Origin of the sequence: Microbacterium sp. K36 (assembly GCF_004794355.1) — a bacterium.
Classification (GTDB): Bacteria; Actinomycetota; Actinomycetes; order Actinomycetales; family Microbacteriaceae; genus Microbacterium; species Microbacterium paraoxydans_D.
Genome location: NZ_SSDN01000068.1, coordinates 92,584 through 109,390, shown reverse-complemented (window position 1 = coordinate 109,390; position 16,807 = coordinate 92,584). Strand labels below are relative to the sequence as shown.

The following is a 16,807-nucleotide window of genomic DNA, read 5'->3' as shown; positions in this document are numbered from 1 at the left end:
GCCCGGCCGCCGTCCCGCCGTCGCGCCGCAGCCACGCCACGGTCGCCAACGCCGGGGCCTCCGGCGACGCCGTGAAGTCGCCGATGCAGGCCACGGTCGTCAAGGTCGCCGTCGAGGAGGGGCAGCAGGTCGTCAAGGGCGACCTCATCGTCGTCCTCGAGGCGATGAAGATGGAGCAGCCGCTGCAGGCGCACAAGGACGGCGTGGTGGGTAACATCGACGCCGCCGCGGGCACCACGGTCTCCGCCGGCCACCAGCTCCTCACGATCTCCTGACCCGAGACCCCGCTTTCACGCCGAGACCCCGGGCTGCAGATGTCTGCAGCCCGGGGTCTCGGCGATTGCGGGGGGTCTCGGCTCAGGAGATGTTCACGAGGTGCATCGCGCGGCTCGCGTCGGTGATACTGCTGGAGAGCGAGGGGTACGCGGCGAACACGCGGGAGACCTGGTCGACGGTGAGGCGCCGCTCGACCGCGATCGCGATCGGGTAGATGAGCTCGGAGGCCTTCGGCGCCACGATCACGCCGCCGATGACGGTGCCGGAGCCCTTGCGGGCGATGAGCTTGACGAAGCCGTCCTTGATGCCCATCATCTTCGCGCGCGGGTTGGCGGCCAGCGGGAGCTTGTAGACCATGCCGTCGGCGAGGCCGTCCTCCACGTCCTTGACGCCGTAGCCGACGGTCGCGATCTCCGGCGCCGTGAAGATGTTGGAGGTGATCTTGATGAGCTCGAGCGGGATGACGATGTCGCCCAGCGCGTGGAACACCGCGGTCCGTCCCTGCATCGAGGCCACCGAGGCCAGCGGGAAGAAGTTCGTGCAGTCGCCCACCGCGTACACGTTCGGCACCGAGGTGCGCGCGACGCGATTCACCCGGACGTGACCGGAGTCGTCGAGCTCGACGCCGGCCTCCTCCAGGCCGATGCCCGCGGTGTTCGGGATGGAGCCGACCGCCATGAGGCAGTGGCTGCCCTCGACGGTGCGGCCGTCCGACAGGGTCACGGTGACGCCGTCCCCGACGACCTCGACCTTCTCGGCCCGCGACTTCGACAGCACCTGCATGCCGCCCCGCTTGAACACCTTCTCCAGCACGCGGGCCGCATCCTGGTCCTCGCCGGGGAGGACCTGCTCCCGGCTGGAGACGAGCGTGACCTTCGCGCCGAGGTTCATGTAGGCGGAGGCGAACTCCGCGCCGGTCACGCCGGATCCGACGACGATGAGGTGCTCGGGCAGCGCCTTCATGTCGTAGAGCTGCGTCCACGTGAGGATGCGCTTGCCGTCGGGCTTGGCGGAGTCGAGCTCGCGCGGCGAGGCGCCGACCGCGACGACGATGGTGTCGGCCTCGACGCGGTCGAAGTCCGTGCCCCGCTCACCCGTGGAGACGACGATGGCGTTCGGACCCTCCAGACGGCCGTGACCGGAGAGGATCCGCACGCCGGCGTCGAGGAGGGTGGTGCGCATGTCCTCGGACTGCTGACCGGCCAGCGCGACGAGGCGCTTGTTCACGGCGGCGAGGTTGATGGCGATCTCCGGCTTGAGCGGCTTGCCGTTCTCGCCCTTGGCGTAGAAGTTCACGCCCAGGTCGCTGGCCTCGGAGATGGCGACAGCGGCGTCCGCCGTCGCGATGAGGCTCTTCGACGGCACCACATCGGTGAGCACGGCCGAGCCGCCGACACCGACGCGCTCGACGAGGGTGACCTCCGCTCCGAGCTGGGCGGCCGCCAGGGCCGCCTCGTAACCGCCGGGTCCGCCGCCGAGGACGGCGACGCGCTGAGTGCGCTCGAAAGTGGTGGAAGACATGCTCTCCATTCTTCCGCAATCCTGGCACCGGAGCCTGCCACTTCCTAGAGTGGATCCATGCCTGAAACCCACAGCAACCCCCTCGACGACCCCACTGCGAACCCGTTCGAGGTCGCAGCCGAAGCCGCCGCCGACATCGCGCGGCTGACCGGCGTCGAGAAGCACGACATCGCCCTCACGCTCGGCAGCGGCTGGGGCAAGGCGGCCGACCTCATCGGCGAGACCGTCGCGACCATCCCCGCGACCGAGGTCACCGGATTCTCGAAGCCCGCCCTGGAGGGCCACGTCGGCACCCTGCGCAGCATCCGGACCCCGGGCGGGAAGAACGTCCTCGTCATCGGCGCCCGCACGCACTACTACGAGAACCACGGCGTGCGCCGGGTCGTGCACAGCGTCCGCACCGCCGCAGCTGCCGGCGCGAAGATCATGGTCCTCACCAACGGCGCGGGTGGCATCCGCGAGACGTGGAAGCCCGGGCAGCCCGTGCTGATCAGCGACCACATCAACCTCACCGCCGACTCCCCCCTGGAGGGCGCGACGTTCATCGACCTCACCGACCTGTACGCGAAGCGCCTGCGCGACATCGCCCGGACGGTCGACCCCACGCTCGACGAGGGCGTCTACACGCAGTTCCGCGGCCCGCACTACGAGACCCCGGCCGAGGTGCAGATGGCGAAGCACATCGGCGGCCACATCGTCGGCATGTCCACCGCGCTCGAGGCGATCGCCGCGCGCGAGGCCGGCATGGAGATCCTCGGGTTCTCGCTCATCACGAACCTCGCCGCCGGCATCCAGCAGACGCCGCTCAGCCACGCCGAGGTCATCGAAGCCGGTCGCGAGGCGGAGCCGGTGATCTCCGCCCTGCTGGCCCGGGTGGTCGAGGCCCTGTGAGCGAGGAGCGGCTCGCCCAGGCCCGCGCCTGGCTGCGCCAGGACCCCGACCCGCAGACCCGCGACGAGCTCGCCGGCATCGTCACCCGCGCCGCCTCCGGGGACGAGGCCGCCGCGGCGGAGCTCGACGACCGCTTCGGCAGTCGTCTCGCGTTCGGCACGGCCGGGCTCCGCGGCGCGCTCGGGGCGGGAAGCAACCGGATGAACCGGGTGCTCGTCTCCCAGGCCGCCGCGGGCTTCGCGGCGTACCTGCGCGAGCGGGCCGCGGGGGCGACGCCGACGGTCGTGATCGGCTACGACGGACGCCGGAACTCCCGGGTGTTCGCCCAGGACTCCGCGGAGCTGTTCGCCGGGGCCGGCCTGCGCGCGATCCTGCTCCCCCGCCTGCTGCCGACGCCCGTGCTGGCCTTCGCCGTGCGGCACCTCGGCGCCGATGCCGGCGTGATGGTGACCGCGAGCCACAACCCGCCGGACGACAACGGCTACAAGGTGTACCTCGGCGGCGTGGATGCCGGCTCGCAGATCGTCGCTCCCGCCGACGCCGAGATCGCCGCCCACATCCAGCGGATCGCGGACAGCGGGGACGTCCGGGCCCTGCCACGCTCCACCGCCTACGAGACCGCGGGCGAGGACCTCGTCCAGGCCTACGTCGCCGCCACCGCCGCGGTCGCCCCGGCGCCCGCGGGGGCCCGCCGCCTGCGCTGGGTCTATACCGCGATGCACGGCGTCGGCTGGGAGACGGTCGCCCGCATCCTCGATGCCGCCGGCTACCCGCGACCGATCGTGGTCGACGAGCAGCTGCATCCGGACGCGACGTTCCGCACGGTCTCCTTCCCGAACCCGGAGGAGCCGGGGGCCATGGATCTCGCGTTCGCCACGGCCAGGAGGTCGAAGGCCGACTTCATCCTCGCGAACGACCCGGACGCCGACCGCCTCGCCGTGGCCATCCCGGACGAGACCGCCGCGGACGGCTGGCGGCGTCTCACGGGCAACGAGGTCGGTCTGCTGCTCGGCGCGCGTGCCGCGCGGCAGGCGGCGGGAACCCCCGGCGCCTCGCTCGCCTGCTCGCTCGTCTCCTCCCCCGGACTCGGCGCCATCGCCGCCCACCACGGGCTGGACTTCCACGAGACGCTCACCGGCTTCAAGTGGATCTCCCGGGCTCCCGGCATCGTCTTCGGATTCGAGGAGGCCCTGGGCTACCTCGTCAATCCCGAGACCGTGCGCGACAAGGACGGCATCTCCGCCGCGGTCGCCGTGCTCGGCCTGGCCGCCGAGGCGCAGGAACGCGGGCTCACCCTCGCCGACCTCATCCGCGAGGTCGGCGAGACGTACGGCCACTTCTCGAGCGCCCAGGTGTCGGTGCGGGTGGCGGATCTGTCGCTCATCGGCACGGTGATGCTGTCGCTGCGCTCGCTTCCGCCCACGCAGATCGCGGGGCGTTCGATCGCGTCCGCCGAGGATCTGCTGCAGAGTGCTCCGGGGCAGCCCTCCGGCGACGTGCTGCGGTACCGGCTCTCGGACGGCTCGCGGGTGATCGTCCGACCGAGCGGCACGGAGCCGAAGCTCAAGGTCTACATCGACGCCACGGGTGATTCCGCCGAGGCGGCCGCAGCGGCCGTCGCCGAGCTCGAGGCGGGCGTCCGGGTCCTCCTGGACGAGCGCTCCTGACCATGCCCGTCCGCCACGTCGTCGTCAGCGCCCACAATGGCGTGCACGCGCGACCGGTCGCGGAGCTCGTGCGCCTCGCGCAGGCGCACGAGCTCCCCGTCACGCTGCGCACCGCGGACGGCACGACCGTGGATCTGCGCAGCGTCCTCGCGGTGATGGACCTCGCCCTCGCGCCCGGCGACGCCGTGACCCTGGAGACGCCGGCAGGCCCGGCCTCCGAGCGCGTGCTCACCCAGCTCGCCCTGGTGCTGGCCCCCGACGCCTGAGCCTCAGCCGTCGATCACGGCGACCAGCTCGTCGAGGAAGCCCTCGAACGTCGCGCTGCGCCGGACGATCCGCTGCACGCTCTCGCGCTCGCTGAACACCTCCACGAGCTGTTCGAAGACGGTCTGGAAGGCGGCGCGGTCGCTCTCGCTGAAGGCGGCCAGCGCGACGACCTGCACGCGTCCCTCGCCCCAGGCCGCCGACCCCTCCGCGACGCCGAGCGCGATCGCCGTGCGAGCCGCGGTCATCTGCAGCGCGTGCGGCACGGCCAGCGCGTCGGTGAACGCCGTGGAGGACATGCGCTCCCGGACGATCGTGTTCTCCACGTAGTCGTCGCCGATCAGGCCGGCCCGCACGAGCGGCGCGCCGAGCCGCCGGATGATGGCCTCCTCCCCTTCGTCCGGCAGAGGATGCACGAAGGCGTCGGGGTGGAAGTAGCGCGCGAGCTCCTCTCGGAGCCGGGCCAGCCGCCGCCCCCGGCGCAGGCGCCCTGCGGCCTGCTGGATGCGGTCGACGTCCGCGTCCGTGAGGAACGGCTGGATGCGCACGAAGCGGTCGCCGGAGGCGCCGGGCTCGATCGTGCTCAGCACGAGGTCGGTGTCGAACGACGCCCAGTCCGGGTCGACGTTCGTGACGACGCTGGTGACCTCGATCGCGGACCCCAGCGAACGGTCCACGCTCGAGCGCAGGAGTTCGTGGAGCTCGTAGTAGCCGGGGCAGACGATGGTCGCGGTGAGGATGGACTCCGCCTTGCGGCTCCGTTCCAGCCGGCCCCCGACGTGCATGGCGATGTAGGCGATCTCGTCGTCGTGGATGGGCGTGCCGAGCCGGTCGTGCAGACCGCTCGCGATCGACACCGCGACCTCGAAGATCATCGGGTACGTCGTCTTCAGCGAGCGGGTCAGCGGATTCCGGGTGAGGGCGCTCTCCTCGGCGCGGCGCAGGAGGTTCTGCACGTGCAGCGCGAGGCGGAGCACGAAGGTCTCGTCGACGAGGTCGACGCGGTAGTCCTCCGCCGCCCGCGCGATCTCCGCCCGGACCGCCGCCTCCACGTCCGGCGCGACGCCGCTGCGGGCGAGTTCCTGCGCCGCCTCGCCGCCCGGGGCGACGATCCGGGTGAGGACCAGGGAGGCGAGATGACCGCTGTCTCCCTCGCCCAGGACCACGGCGAAGTGCTCGGCCGCGAGGCGGGCGATCACCGCGCCCACCCGCGGGATCTCCGGTCGGGCTCCGACCGGTGGCGCGTCGAGGGCGCGCCCGGCGGCCACCCGCTCGGCGGCGATCGCGATGTGCAGCAGGACGTCGGCGATCGCGAGCTCGTTGACGTAGTAGCCGAGCTCGCCGAGCTCTCCCACCAGGGCGGACTTGAAGGGGCCCACCGCCCGCGCATCCACCGCCGTGCCGGAGAGGGCCCGCCGGAAGATCTCGGGGTGGAACGAGGCGTCGTCCATCTCGTCGTGGGCGAGGCGGCTGAGCAGCCGGCGCTGGGCGGCCTCGTCTCCGCGGAGCCGCACCCGCTCGCGGGCCCGTTCGAGCGTGAGGTCTGTGCCGTCGAGGAGACCGCGGACGCGCACGAGGTCCGCCTCCAGGGTCGCCTCGCTCACATGCAGGGCGTCCGCGGTGTCGAAGACGTCGATCCCCTCCTCCTCGTCCAGCAGCAGCCGGACCAGGGCATGCAGCCGTTCGCGGGGCGCGGAGTCGCCGCCCTGCCGCACCCGGAGCGCACCGCGGGCACCGGGGCCCGCCCGATAGCCTGCCGGGCCGGACTCGACGACCGCGGCGCCGGGCGTGCGGGCGTTCAGGGCCGCGACGTAGGAACGGATGCTGCGGGGCGTCACGCCGAGGAGGTCGGCCAGCGTGCCCGCGGTCGCCCAGCCCTCCTCGCGCAGCAGGGCGGCGAGGAGCTGGTCCTGACGCTGGCGCGACATGATCCCTCCGAGTTCCCGTGCTGACGGCACTGTCCGACTGCTCTCCATGATGACAGCCTCCGGCGACGGGGGCGCGGCGAGGAGGGTTCCGCAGGGGCGGAAGAGAACGTGTTGGTGCCACCGCGGCCGGGTTTCCCAGACTGTTCTCAGGAAGGTGACATCGATGAGGATTCTCGTGGTCTGCGGCGCCGGCGCGTCGAGCACGTTCGTCGCCCAGCGCCTGCGCACCGCCGCCGCGGCGGCGGGACTGGACTGGGACGCAGACGCCGGTGTCGAGAGCACCGTCCCCGTCGGCGGACACGACCTCGTCCTCGTGGGTCCGCACCTCCGTGAGCGCCTCGGCGCCATCCGCGACCTGACCAGCGCGCCCGTCGCGGTCCTGCCCGACGACGTGTTCGCCGATCGCGACGGCGGCCGCACGCTTCTCCTCGCCCAGTCGACCCTCGCCGCCGCCGGCGGGGCCCCGAAAGGAACACCATGACCGCCACCCGCACCGTCCGCATCGGCTCTTCGCACGGACTGCACGCCCGGCCCGCCAAGATCTTCGCGCAGGCCGCGAAGGACTCCGGCCTCGCGGTCACGATCGCCAAGGATTCCGGCAAGCCGGTCAACGCCGCGAGCATCCTCGGGGTGATCGCCCTGGCCATCGAGCACGGCGACTACGTGACGCTCACGGCCGAGGGCGACGGCGCGGAGGGGGTCCTGGACACGCTCACCGAGCTGCTGACCACCGACCACGACCAGGACGCCGCCGGATGAGCGCGCTGCGAGGGGTGGGGATCGGTCTCGGCGTCGCGCAGGGACCGGTCGTCCGCATGACCGAGGCGCTGCCCGCGCCCGAGAATACGCCGAGTACCGCGGGGGCGGATGCCGAGCGCGTGCGGGTCCGCGAGGCCGTCGCCGTCGTGGCGCAGGAGCTGACCCAGCGCGGCGAGGCCGCCGGTGGCGCGGCGCAGGAGGTGCTCGAGGCGCAGGCGATGATCGCCGAGGACCCCACCCTGCAGGACGAGGTCGACAGCAGGATCGACGCCGGCGCCACCGCGGAGTGGGCCGTCCACGACGCCTTCGCCGGCTTCCGGGCCACGCTCGAAGCCGTCGGCGGCTACCTCGGCGAGCGCGCCGCCGATCTCGACGACATCGCGCAGCGGGTGCTCGCCCGGCTGCGCGGCGTGGAGGCCCCCGGCGTGCCCGACCCGGGGCACCCGTTCGTCCTCGTGGCGCGCGACCTCGCGCCCGCCGACACCGCGCTGCTGAACCTCGACCAGGTGCTCGCCCTCGTCACCATCGACGGCGGCCCGACCTCCCACACGGCGATCCTCGCCAGGGAGAAGGGCATCGTGGCCGTGGTCGGCGTCGGCGACGGGCACGCCCTGACGACCGGGGAGACCGTCATCGTCGACGCGGCCGCGGGCGTGATCACCCGCGAGCCGACCGACGACGAGCGCACCCGCGCCGCCGAGCGCGCCGCCGCCCGGCTGGTCGCCGACGACGCCCCGCTCACCCCCGGCGCGCTCGCCGACGGCACACCGGTCGCGCTGCTCGCGAACCTGGGGAAGCCGGCCGACGCCGCCGACGCGGTCGCTCGGGGGGCCGAGGGCGTCGGCCTGTTCCGGACGGAGTTCCTGTTCCTCTCCGCGTCGCAGGCGCCGACGGTCGCCCAGCAGCGGGACGCCTACCGCGAGCTGCTGGAGGCCTTCCCCGGCAAGAAGGTCGTCGTGCGGATGCTCGACGCGGGTGCCGACAAGCCGCTGGCCTTCCTCAACGACGCACACGAGGAGAACCCGGCCCTGGGATTGCGCGGCCTGCGGGCACTCCGCGCGAGCGAGGACATCCTCCGCGAGCAGCTGACCGCGCTGGCCGAGGCCGACGCCGCGACCGACGCCGACCTGTGGGTCATGGCGCCCATGGTGGCCACCGTCGAGGAGACCGTGTACTTCACCGGCCTCGCCCGCGAGTACGGGCTGAAGACGGCCGGCGTCATGGTCGAGGTGCCCTCCAGCGCCCTGCTCGCCGACCGAGTGCTCGCGCACGCCGACTTCGCGTCGATCGGCACCAACGACCTCACCCAGTACACGATGGCCGCGGACCGGTTGCTCGGCTCCGTCGCGTCGTTCCAGGACCCCTGGCACCCCGCGGTGCTGCGCCTGGTGCGCGAGGTCGGCGCGGCCGGCGCCCGTCTCGGCAAGCCGGTCGGCATCTGCGGCGAGGCCGCGGCCGACCCGCTGCTCGCCGTCGTCCTCGTGGGGCTCGGTGCAACGAGCCTCTCCATGGCGCCGTCGGCCCTCGCGGACGTCCGCCAGGCGCTCGCCGCCCGGACTCGCGACGATGCCCTCCGCCTCGCGGAAGCCGCGCTCGGCGCGGACGACGCCCCCTCCGCCCGCACCGCTGCGGCGACCCTCGCCGCGGCACTCCCCCCTCATCAGAAAGAGACCACATCATGACGACGACGTCACCCGCCGCCACCGCCCCCGGTGGCCTCCGCGTGGGCGTGCAGCGTTTCGGCACGTTCCTCTCCGGCATGATCATGCCGAACATCGCGGCCTTCATCGCCTGGGGCTTCATCACGATGCTCTTCATCCCGAAGGGCTTCTTCGGGGCCGAGAGCCCGTTCGGCTGGCACTGGGCCGGCGTCGCCGAGATCATCGGCGGCGGCGGCGACTCCGCCGTCCTCGGCTGGCAGGGCGCGATGACCGCGGTCGCCGAGGGCGCGGACGGCAACATCCTGGCCTACGTGGGCCTGGTCGGCCCGATGGTCACCTACCTGCTGCCCCTCCTGATCGCGAACACGGCGGGTCGCATGGTCTACGGCGAGCGCGGTGGCGTGGTCGCCACGATCGCGACCGTCGGCGTGATCGTCGGGACGAACATCCCGATGTTCCTCGGCGCCATGATCATGGGCCCGATCGCCGCCTGGATCATGAAGCAGGTCGACAAGCTGTGGGACGGCAAGATCCGCCCCGGCTTCGAGATGCTCGTCAACAACTTCTCCGCCGGCATCCTCGGCATGATCCTCGCCATCGTCGGGTTCTTCGCCTTCGGCCCGGTCATGCTCGGCATCAGCGCCGCGCTGGGCGCCGCCGTGGACTGGCTCGTGTCGCTCAACCTGCTGCCGCTCGTGTCGATCATCGTCGAGCCGGCCAAGGTGCTGTTCCTCAACAACGCCATCAACCACGGCGTGTTCACCCCGCTGGGGATCGAGCAGGCCGCCGAGACGGGCAAGTCGATCCTCTTCCTCATCGAGGCGAACCCCGGCCCCGGCCTCGGTCTGCTGCTCGCCTTCACCTTCTTCGGGGTTGGCGCGGCGAAGGCCTCCGCTCCCGGTGCCGCCATCATCCAGTTCTTCGGCGGCATCCACGAGATCTACTTCCCGTACGCGCTCAGCAAGCCGACCACGATCCTCGCGCTCATCGCGGGTGGAGCGGCCGGTGTGACCACGAACATGGTCCTCGGCGGCGGACTCGCCTTCCCGGCGGCCCCGGGGAGCATCATCGCCGTGACCGCCGCGGCCATCGGCCCGGGCGTCGCCAACCTCCTCGTCGTCTACCTGTCGGTCATCATCGCAGCGACCGTGACGTTCCTCATCACCGGCGTCATCCTGCGGGCCTCGCGCAAGCGCGACCTCGCTGCCGAGGGCGACACGTTCGGCGCGGCCATCGCGCAGACCGAGGCGAACAAGGGCAAGTCGTCCGCGGCGATGGACGCCCTGCGTACCTCGACCGCGACGACGGCTCCGGAGACCACGCCGGCTCCCGCCACCACCGCGGTCGCGGCGGCCCCCATCGAGACCATCGTGTTCGCGTGCGATGCCGGCATGGGCTCGTCCGCCATGGGTGCCAGCGTGCTCCGCAACAAGCTGAAGAAGGCCGGCATCGAGGGCGTCACCGTCACGAACGCCGCCATCGCCAACCTCGACGGCGCCGCCGACGTGGTCATCACGCAGCAGCAGCTCACCGACCGGGCCACGGCGAAGTCGCCGGACTCCCTGCACGTGTCGGTGGACAACTTCATGAACTCGCCGAAGTACGACGAGGTCGTCGAGATGGTCAAGGAACAGCGAAAGGACGAAGAATGAGCGTTCTCACTGCCGAGCAGGTCCGCATCCACCCGGGAGGCGCGTCGCGGGACGACGCACTCCAGGAGGCAACGGACATCCTCGTCGCCGCCGGTGCGGTGACCCCGGCGTACGTCGACGCGATGCGCCAGCGCGAGGAGACCGTGTCGACATACATGGGCAACGGGCTGGCCATCCCGCACGGCACGAACGAGGCGAAGGACGCCATCCTCGCCTCGGCCCTCTCCGTCGTCCGCTACGACGGCGGCGTCGACTGGGACGGCGAGCAGGCGCGGTTCGTGATCGGCATCGCCGGGGTCGGCGACGAGCACCTCGACATCCTGTCCCGCATCGCGATCCTCTTCTCGGAGGAGGACGACGTCGCCCGGCTGGAAGCGGCGGCGACGCCGGACGAGCTGTTCGCTCTCCTCTCGGAGGTGAACGAGGGATGAAGGCGGTCCACTTCGGGGCGGGCAACATCGGGCGTGGTTTCGTCGGCCTGCTCCTGCACGAGGGCGGCTACGAGGTCGTGTTCAGCGACGTCGCCGACGCGCTCGTGGAGGCGATCGACAGGGCGGACTCGTACACCGTGCACGAAGCCGGCCCCGGAGGGACCGACCACGTCGTCTCCGGGTTCCGTGCGGTGAACAGCCGCACGGACCCCGCCGTGGTGGCGGAGGAGGTGGCGACGGCCGACGTCGTCACGACCGCCGTCGGCCCCACCGTGCTGCGGTTCGTCGCCCCGTCGATCGTCGCCGGGCTCGCGCTGCGCTCCCCCGAGGCCGCGCCGCTGCAGGTGATGGCCTGCGAGAACGCCATCGGCGCCACCGATCAGCTGCGGCAGGAGATCGTCGCCGCGGCGGGGCCGGACGCCGACGCCCTCCTCGCGCGTGCGGTGTTCGCGAACACCGCCGTCGACCGGATCGTGCCCGCGCAGCCGGAGGGCGGCGGCATCGACGTTACGGTGGAGCCGTACTTCGAGTGGGCGATCGAGGCCCGGCCGTTCGGTGACACCCCGCCCCGCATTCCCGGCGCCCATTTCGTCGACGACCTCGCACCGTACATCGAGCGCAAGCTCTTCACGGTGAACACCGGTCATGCCGCCACCGCGTACTTCGGTGCACGGGCGGGCATCGAGCGGATCTCGGACGCCCTCGCGGACGAGGCGATCGCCACGCAGGTCTCCGCCGCGCTGGAGGAGACCTCCGCGGTGCTGGTCGTCGAACACGGTCTCGACCCCGCGGACCTGGCGCAGTACCGCGCGACCATCCTCGAGCGGTTCCGCAATCCCGCGCTCGTGGACACCGTGCAGCGCGTCGGACGTCAGCCGCTGCGGAAGATCTCCCGGCACGAGCGCTTCATCGGTCCCGCGGCGATGGCCGCCGAGCACGGGCTGTCGACGGACGCGCTCGTGGCGGCCGTCGCCGCCGCGCTGGAGTTCGACGACCCCGCCGACGAGCAGGCGGTCGAGCTGCAGTCGCTGCTGCGCACCGAGGATGCCGGCGGATTCACCGTCCGCACCACGGGCCTCGATCCGGAACACCCGCTCTTCCCCGCCGTCCGCGACGCCGTGGCGCTCCGTCAGGCGGCGCTCGCCGGCTGAGAGGACGCGGCGTCCGGGCGGGAGTAGCGTTGCTGCTGTGCAGCAGAAGCCCCGACGCCGCGTCCTGAGACGAGTCCTGTGGAGTGTGGCGATCGCCCTCCTCCTCGCCGTCGGCGGGATCCTCGTGTGGAGCCAGGTCGGTGTCATGGCCGCGGAGCCCGAACCGCTCGCCGCCGTCCGGGAGAATCCGGCGATCACGGTGACCGATGCCGAGGAGGGGATCGTCCTGGAGCCCGCGGACGGCGCGTCCGACCGCGGACTCGTCTTCATCCCGGGGGCGAAGGTCGACCCCTGGGCCTACGCGTCGATCCTGCAGGGACTCGCGGAGGAGGGCACCACGGTCGTGATCACGCGGCCCTGGCTCAACCTCGCCTTCTTCGACCCACGCGGCCTCGGCTCGTTCACGAGCGCCGCGCCCGACGTGGAGACCTGGGCCGTGGGCGGCCACTCGCTCGGCGGGGTGCGCGCCTGCCAGCTCGCGACGGACGCCGATGCGCTCGTCCTCTTCGCCTCCTACTGCGCGACCGACCTCGCAGGCACCGACCTCCCCGTGCTCAGCGTCTCCGGCAGTGAGGACGGCCTCTCCACACCCGAGAAGATCGCGGATGCCCGGTCCGAGCTCCCCGCGGACGCCGAGTTCGTCGAGATCGACGGCGCCTCCCATGCCTCCTTCGGCGACTACGGGCCCCAGTCCGGTGACGGCACCCCAACCATCGACGACGACGAGATGCACGCCGAGATCACCGAGGTCGTCGGCGGCTTCCTGGAGCAGGTCGCGCCCTAGGCCGCCCGCGGATCCCCGAGGATCGGGTCGAGCAGCGGATGCAGGTGCCGCGTGGTCAGCACGCCGGCGGCCGAGCGCGTACCCGCCGAGAGCGCCGATGCCAGGTCCGCACCGGCCAGCCGCGCGTCGAGGACTCCGGCCAGGAACGCGTCACCCGCGCCGTTGGTGTCGACGACGGTGGTCGGCAGCGCGGGCACCCGCAGCTCGGCCCCGTCCGCCCCCACCGCGACCGCGCCCTCCGCTCCGAGCGTGCACACGGCGAACTCCGCTCCCTCCGCGACGACGGCGCGCAGGAACTCCACCGGGTCGGCCAGCCGATCCGCGTTGCAGAAGACGGCCGCGGCCGCCGCCAGGAAGGGCCGGTGATACCCGTCGACGCCGTCGTAGTCGTGCACGTCGACCCAGAGCGGCGTGCCGCTGGCCGCCGCGAGCGGGAGCAGCCGCCGCGGCTCTGCGGCCAGATCGAGCACGACGGCATCGGCCGCGGCCATCTCGGCGGCGTGCGCGGCGTCGTCCGTGCCTGTCGTCTCCGCCGGAGTGGAGAGGTACAGCGACACCCGGTCACCCTGCGGAGTCATCAGGTTGAGGTGCCGCTCCGTGGTTCCGTCCGTCCACTGGGCGACCACCCCGGCGGCCTCCAGTGCCGCACGGACCCGGAGCCCCTCCTCGTCCGCCCCGGCGACGGCATGCAGCACCACGGATCGGCCGAGCGCCGTCAGGCTCAGCGCCTTGCCCGCACTCGTGCCGCCGACGGTCTCCCAGCTCGCCTGCGCGAACTGCATGTGCGGCACGGGCTCGGGGAGACGGTCGAGGAGGACCATACGGTTCCAGGAGGCGGGACCGGCGAGGAAGACGGAAGCGGGCATGCGTCCATCCTCGCGTGCCGCCTCCCGATCCGCCGCGCGGACCGGTCGTGTCGACCCGGGCTCAGGCGTCGAAGCCCTCGGCGATCATCTCGACGAGCTCTTCCCTCTCCTCGACGGGGAGGAAGGCTGCTGCGGCGGCGTTGAACTGGAAGGCCTCGAGGTCGTCGAGGTCGTACTCGAAGGTCTGCACGAGCAGGGCCAGCTCGCGCGTGAGCGAGGTCGCGCTCATGGTGCGGTTGTCCACGTTCACCGTCACCGCGAAGCCGAGCTGGTAGAGCAGGTCGAACGGGTGATCGGCGAGCGTCTTGCCCCAGGCGGCGACGGCGCCGGTCTGCAGGTTCGACGACGGGGAGAGCTCCAGCGGGATCTCCCGGTCGCGCACCCAGCGCGCGAGGTCGCCGAAGCGCACCTGCACCTCGTCGCCCTCCTGCGTGACGACCTCGAGGTCCTCGGCGATCCGGACGCCGTGTCCGAGGCGGAGCGCGCGCCCGTCCAGCAGGGCCGAGCGGATCGAGGCGAGACCCGCCGCCTCCCCCGCATGCACGGTCACCGGGAAGAAGTTCTCGGCAAGGTAGTCGAAAGCCTCGCGGTGGTCTGACGGCGGGAAGCCGTCCTCGGGACCGGCGATGTCGAAGCCCACGGCGCCGCGTCCGCGGAAGTCCACTGCGAGTTCGGCGATCTCCCGAGCGCGGTCCGTGTGTCGCATGGCGGTGAGGAGCTGTCCGACGCGGATGCTGCGGCCGTCCCGGTCCGCTGCGTCCTCGCCCTCCTCGATCCCCTGCTGCACGGCCTCGACGGCGTCCTCCAGGGAGAGACCACCGCCCTGGTGCTGCTCCGGCGCCCAGCGCACCTCGCCGTAGATGACCCCGTCGGCCGCAAGGTCCTGGACGAACTCGCGCGCGACACGGGTCAGCCCCTCGCGGGTCTGCATGACGGCGGTGGTGAGCTCGAAGGTCTTCAGGTACTCCCCCAGCGATCCGGAGTCGCTCTTCTTCGCGAACCAGGAGCCGAGCGCCGCCGGGTCGGAGGCGGGGAGGTCGAGACCGATCGCGTCGGCGAGCTCGATGATCGTGGCCGGACGCACGGCGCCGTCCAGGTGGTCGTGCAGCGACACCTTCGGCAGGCTCCGCAAGGAGACGCCCTGGATGGCGACGTCGCCGCTCGCATCGATCGACATGGGGATCCTCTCGGTCGCGGGGTGTTCGTCCAGGCTAGCGCCCGGGCCTCACGCCGTGATGCGCTCGCGGACGATCGGCCCCACGGTCGGCGCGTCGTCGCCGAGCTCCCAGGCCCCTTCGAGGGCCTCGATGGCTCGGGGGAAGCGCGCTTCGTCCGCCGCCGACAGGGTGAACAGCGGCTGCCCCGCGACCACCCGGTCACCGGGCTTCGCGTGCAGGTCGATGCCTGCCTCGAAGATCACCGGGTCTTCGGCCCGCGCACGGCCGGCGCCGAGACGCCAGGCGGCGATTCCGAAGGGGAGCGCGTCCATCCGGGTGACGATGCCGTCCGCGGGCGCCGTGACGACGTGCGTCTCCCGCGCGACAGGGAGGGCCGCATCGGGGTCGCCGTCCTGGGCGCGGATCATCGCCTTCCAGGAGTCCATGGCGCGGCCGTCGTCCAGCGCCGCCTCCACGTCCGCATCGGGCTGGCCGGCCAGCGCGAGCATCTCCCTGGCAAGCGCGACGGTCAGCTCCCGCACGTCGGCGGGTCCTCCACCGGCGAGGATCTCGACCGACTCGCGGACCTCGTTCGCATTGCCGATCGCGCGGCCCAGAGGGACGTTCATGTCGGTCAGAAGTGCCGTCGTCGCGACGCCGGAGTCGGTGCCGAGCGCGACCATCGTGCGGGCGAGCTCGCGGGCACGGTCGATGTCCTGCATGAAGGCGCCGGAGCCGAACTTCACATCCAGGACGAGGGCGTCGGTCCCCTCGGCGATCTTCTTCGACATGATGCTGGAGGCGATCAGCGGGATGGCCTCCACGGTGCCGGTCACGTCGCGGAGCGCGTAGAGCTTCTTGTCGGCAGGAGCGAGACCAGAGCCGGCGGCGCAGATCACGGCCCCGACGTCGCCCTGCATCTGCGCGAACATCTCCTCGTTGCTGAGCGCGGCGCGCCAGCCGGGGATCGACTCCAGCTTGTCGAGCGTGCCGCCGGTGTGGCCGAGGCCGCGGCCGCTGAGCTGCGGGACCGCCACGCCGAACGAGGCCACCAGCGGGGCCAGCGGCAGGGTGATCTTGTCACCGACGCCGCCGGTGGAGTGCTTGTCCACGGTCTTCTTGCCGAGGGTCGCGAAGCTCATGCGCTCACCGGACGCGATCATCGCGTCGGTGAGCACGCGGATCTCGTCGCGCTCCATGCCGCGCTGGAAGATCGCCATCGCGAAGGACGCCATCTGCGCGTCGGACACGTAGCCGCGCGTGTAGGCGTCGACCATCCAGCGCAGGGCCGGCTCGGGCACGACGCCCCCGTCGCGCTTGGCACGGATCACATCGACCGCGTCGAACGGCTCGATGGCTCCCTGAGCCTGTCCAGCGGTCATCGTGCTTCCTCCAGGTCGCGCGGCCCGAACGCATCGGGCAGCACCTCGTCGATCGTGCGGATGCCGGAGACGGTCTCCAGCAGCATGCCGGGTACGGCGTGCTCGAACAGCAGCTGCCGGCACCGGCCGCAGGGCATGATCGTCTCGCCGTCGTTGTTCACGCACACGAAGGCGACGAGCTGGCCGCCGCCGGACATGAACAGGTCTCCCACGAGCGCGCACTCCGCGCACAGCGTGACGCCGTAGGAGGCGTTCTCGACGTTGCAGCCGGCGACGATCCGCCCGTCGCTGACGAGAGCCGCCGCCCCCACGCGATAGCGCGAGTACGGCGCGTACGCCTTGGTCATGGCATCCGCGGCGACCTGGCGCAGCTCGTCCCAGTCGATGTCCGTCATGGTGGTGGTTCCTTCTTCCCTG

At 72.1% G+C, this 16,807-nt stretch carries 17 protein-coding genes; 11 read left to right on the top strand and 6 right to left on the bottom strand.

The window, feature by feature from the left end:
- The coding region (locus tag DW296_RS07510) for a biotin/lipoyl-containing protein (protein ID WP_136051720.1) at positions 1-275 on the top strand (275 nt) is incomplete at its 5' end.
- 82 nt (positions 276-357) lie between these two features.
- Here DW296_RS07510 and DW296_RS07505 read toward each other — a convergent pair.
- Positions 358-1,806, bottom strand: a complete 1,449-nt coding sequence (locus DW296_RS07505) for an NAD(P)H-quinone dehydrogenase (RefSeq protein ID WP_060923621.1) — start codon at positions 1,804-1,806, stop codon at positions 358-360.
- 48 nt (positions 1,807-1,854) lie between these two features.
- Here DW296_RS07505 and DW296_RS07500 point away from each other — a divergent pair, with 48 nt between their 5' ends.
- From DW296_RS07500 to DW296_RS07490, 3 genes are read left to right on the top strand one after another with little or no spacing between them, the layout of a single operon-like run.
- Positions 1,855-2,688, top strand: a complete 834-nt coding sequence (locus DW296_RS07500; RefSeq protein ID WP_136051719.1) for a purine-nucleoside phosphorylase — start codon at positions 1,855-1,857, stop codon at positions 2,686-2,688.
- Positions 2,685-4,355 (top strand): phospho-sugar mutase, encoded by a 1,671-nt coding sequence (locus tag DW296_RS07495; RefSeq protein WP_136051718.1) that lies wholly within the window; start codon positions 2,685-2,687, stop codon positions 4,353-4,355. The genes DW296_RS07500 and DW296_RS07495 overlap by 4 nt, the downstream gene beginning before the upstream one ends.
- A gap of 2 nt (positions 4,356-4,357) precedes the next feature.
- On the top strand, positions 4,358-4,621 hold the full coding sequence (locus DW296_RS07490) for an HPr family phosphocarrier protein (RefSeq protein ID WP_136051717.1): 264 nt from the start codon (positions 4,358-4,360) through the stop codon (positions 4,619-4,621).
- Between the two features lie 3 nt (positions 4,622-4,624).
- Here DW296_RS07490 and DW296_RS07485 read toward each other — a convergent pair whose 3' ends face one another.
- Entirely contained in the window at positions 4,625-6,547 is a 1,923-nt protein-coding gene (locus tag DW296_RS07485) for a BglG family transcription antiterminator (RefSeq protein ID WP_136051716.1), read from the bottom strand.
- 163 nt (positions 6,548-6,710) lie between these two features.
- Here DW296_RS07485 and DW296_RS07480 point away from each other — a divergent pair, with 163 nt between their 5' ends.
- From DW296_RS07480 to DW296_RS07450, 7 genes are read left to right on the top strand one after another with little or no spacing between them, the layout of a single operon-like run.
- Positions 6,711-7,028: a PTS sugar transporter subunit IIB gene (locus DW296_RS07480; RefSeq protein WP_136051715.1), complete on the top strand. Its 318-nt coding sequence runs from the start codon at positions 6,711-6,713 to the stop codon at positions 7,026-7,028.
- On the top strand, positions 7,025-7,306 hold the full coding sequence (locus DW296_RS07475) for an HPr family phosphocarrier protein (protein WP_071329668.1): 282 nt from the start codon (positions 7,025-7,027) through the stop codon (positions 7,304-7,306). The genes DW296_RS07480 and DW296_RS07475 overlap by 4 nt, the downstream gene beginning before the upstream one ends.
- Positions 7,303-8,988: a phosphoenolpyruvate--protein phosphotransferase gene (gene ptsP / locus DW296_RS07470; RefSeq protein WP_136051714.1), complete on the top strand. Its 1,686-nt coding sequence runs from the start codon at positions 7,303-7,305 to the stop codon at positions 8,986-8,988. The genes DW296_RS07475 and ptsP overlap by 4 nt, the downstream gene beginning before the upstream one ends.
- Positions 8,985-10,619, top strand: a complete 1,635-nt coding sequence (locus DW296_RS07465; RefSeq protein WP_136051713.1) for a PTS mannitol transporter subunit IICB — start codon at positions 8,985-8,987, stop codon at positions 10,617-10,619. The genes ptsP and DW296_RS07465 overlap by 4 nt, the downstream gene beginning before the upstream one ends.
- Entirely contained in the window at positions 10,616-11,050 is a 435-nt protein-coding gene (locus DW296_RS07460; protein WP_025105671.1) for a PTS sugar transporter subunit IIA, read from the top strand. The genes DW296_RS07465 and DW296_RS07460 overlap by 4 nt, the downstream gene beginning before the upstream one ends.
- Positions 11,047-12,201, top strand: a complete 1,155-nt coding sequence (locus DW296_RS07455) for a mannitol-1-phosphate 5-dehydrogenase (protein WP_136051712.1) — start codon at positions 11,047-11,049, stop codon at positions 12,199-12,201. Before DW296_RS07460 ends, DW296_RS07455 begins: the two co-directional genes overlap by 4 nt.
- A 37-nt stretch (positions 12,202-12,238) precedes the next feature.
- Complete coding sequence (locus DW296_RS07450) at positions 12,239-12,985, top strand: alpha/beta hydrolase (RefSeq protein WP_240743029.1); 747 nt, start codon at positions 12,239-12,241, stop codon at positions 12,983-12,985.
- Here DW296_RS07450 and DW296_RS07445 read toward each other — a convergent pair.
- The 4 genes from DW296_RS07445 to DW296_RS07430 form a co-directional block, all read right to left on the bottom strand.
- Positions 12,982-13,851, bottom strand: a complete 870-nt coding sequence (locus DW296_RS07445; protein ID WP_136051710.1) for a carbohydrate kinase family protein — start codon at positions 13,849-13,851, stop codon at positions 12,982-12,984. The genes DW296_RS07450 and DW296_RS07445 overlap by 4 nt on opposite strands.
- A 61-nt stretch (positions 13,852-13,912) precedes the next feature.
- A complete protein-coding gene (locus DW296_RS07440; protein ID WP_136051709.1) occupies positions 13,913-15,028 on the bottom strand; it encodes an adenosine deaminase in 1,116 nt (371 codons plus the stop codon).
- A 48-nt stretch (positions 15,029-15,076) separates the two neighbouring features.
- Positions 15,077-16,390, bottom strand: a complete 1,314-nt coding sequence (locus DW296_RS07435; protein WP_136051708.1) for a thymidine phosphorylase — start codon at positions 16,388-16,390, stop codon at positions 15,077-15,079.
- The gene (locus DW296_RS07430; protein WP_136051707.1) at positions 16,387-16,785 is read right to left on the bottom strand and encodes a cytidine deaminase; all 399 of its coding nucleotides are present in this window, start codon (positions 16,783-16,785) and stop codon (positions 16,387-16,389) included. The genes DW296_RS07435 and DW296_RS07430 overlap by 4 nt, the downstream gene beginning before the upstream one ends.
- Positions 16,786-16,807 lie beyond the last annotated feature (22 nt).

Coding starts and splice junctions, on each gene's coding strand:
- DW296_RS07505 (WP_060923621.1), bottom strand. CDS start 1,806: ATGGAGAGCATGTCTTCCACCACTTTCGAGCGCACTCAGCGCGTCGCC.
- DW296_RS07500 (WP_136051719.1), top strand. CDS start 1,855: ATGCCTGAAACCCACAGCAACCCCCTCGACGACCCCACTGCGAACCCG.
- DW296_RS07490 (WP_136051717.1), top strand. CDS start 4,358: ATGCCCGTCCGCCACGTCGTCGTCAGCGCCCACAATGGCGTGCACGCG.
- DW296_RS07485 (WP_136051716.1), bottom strand. CDS start 6,547: ATGTCGCGCCAGCGTCAGGACCAGCTCCTCGCCGCCCTGCTGCGCGAG.
- DW296_RS07480 (WP_136051715.1), top strand. CDS start 6,711: ATGAGGATTCTCGTGGTCTGCGGCGCCGGCGCGTCGAGCACGTTCGTC.
- DW296_RS07475 (WP_071329668.1), top strand. CDS start 7,025: ATGACCGCCACCCGCACCGTCCGCATCGGCTCTTCGCACGGACTGCAC.
- ptsP (WP_136051714.1), top strand. CDS start 7,303: ATGAGCGCGCTGCGAGGGGTGGGGATCGGTCTCGGCGTCGCGCAGGGA.
- DW296_RS07465 (WP_136051713.1), top strand. CDS start 8,985: ATGACGACGACGTCACCCGCCGCCACCGCCCCCGGTGGCCTCCGCGTG.
- DW296_RS07460 (WP_025105671.1), top strand. CDS start 10,616: ATGAGCGTTCTCACTGCCGAGCAGGTCCGCATCCACCCGGGAGGCGCG.
- DW296_RS07455 (WP_136051712.1), top strand. CDS start 11,047: ATGAAGGCGGTCCACTTCGGGGCGGGCAACATCGGGCGTGGTTTCGTC.
- DW296_RS07445 (WP_136051710.1), bottom strand. CDS start 13,851: ATGCCCGCTTCCGTCTTCCTCGCCGGTCCCGCCTCCTGGAACCGTATG.
- DW296_RS07440 (WP_136051709.1), bottom strand. CDS start 15,028: ATGTCGATCGATGCGAGCGGCGACGTCGCCATCCAGGGCGTCTCCTTG.
- DW296_RS07435 (WP_136051708.1), bottom strand. CDS start 16,390: ATGACCGCTGGACAGGCTCAGGGAGCCATCGAGCCGTTCGACGCGGTC.
- DW296_RS07430 (WP_136051707.1), bottom strand. CDS start 16,785: ATGACGGACATCGACTGGGACGAGCTGCGCCAGGTCGCCGCGGATGCC.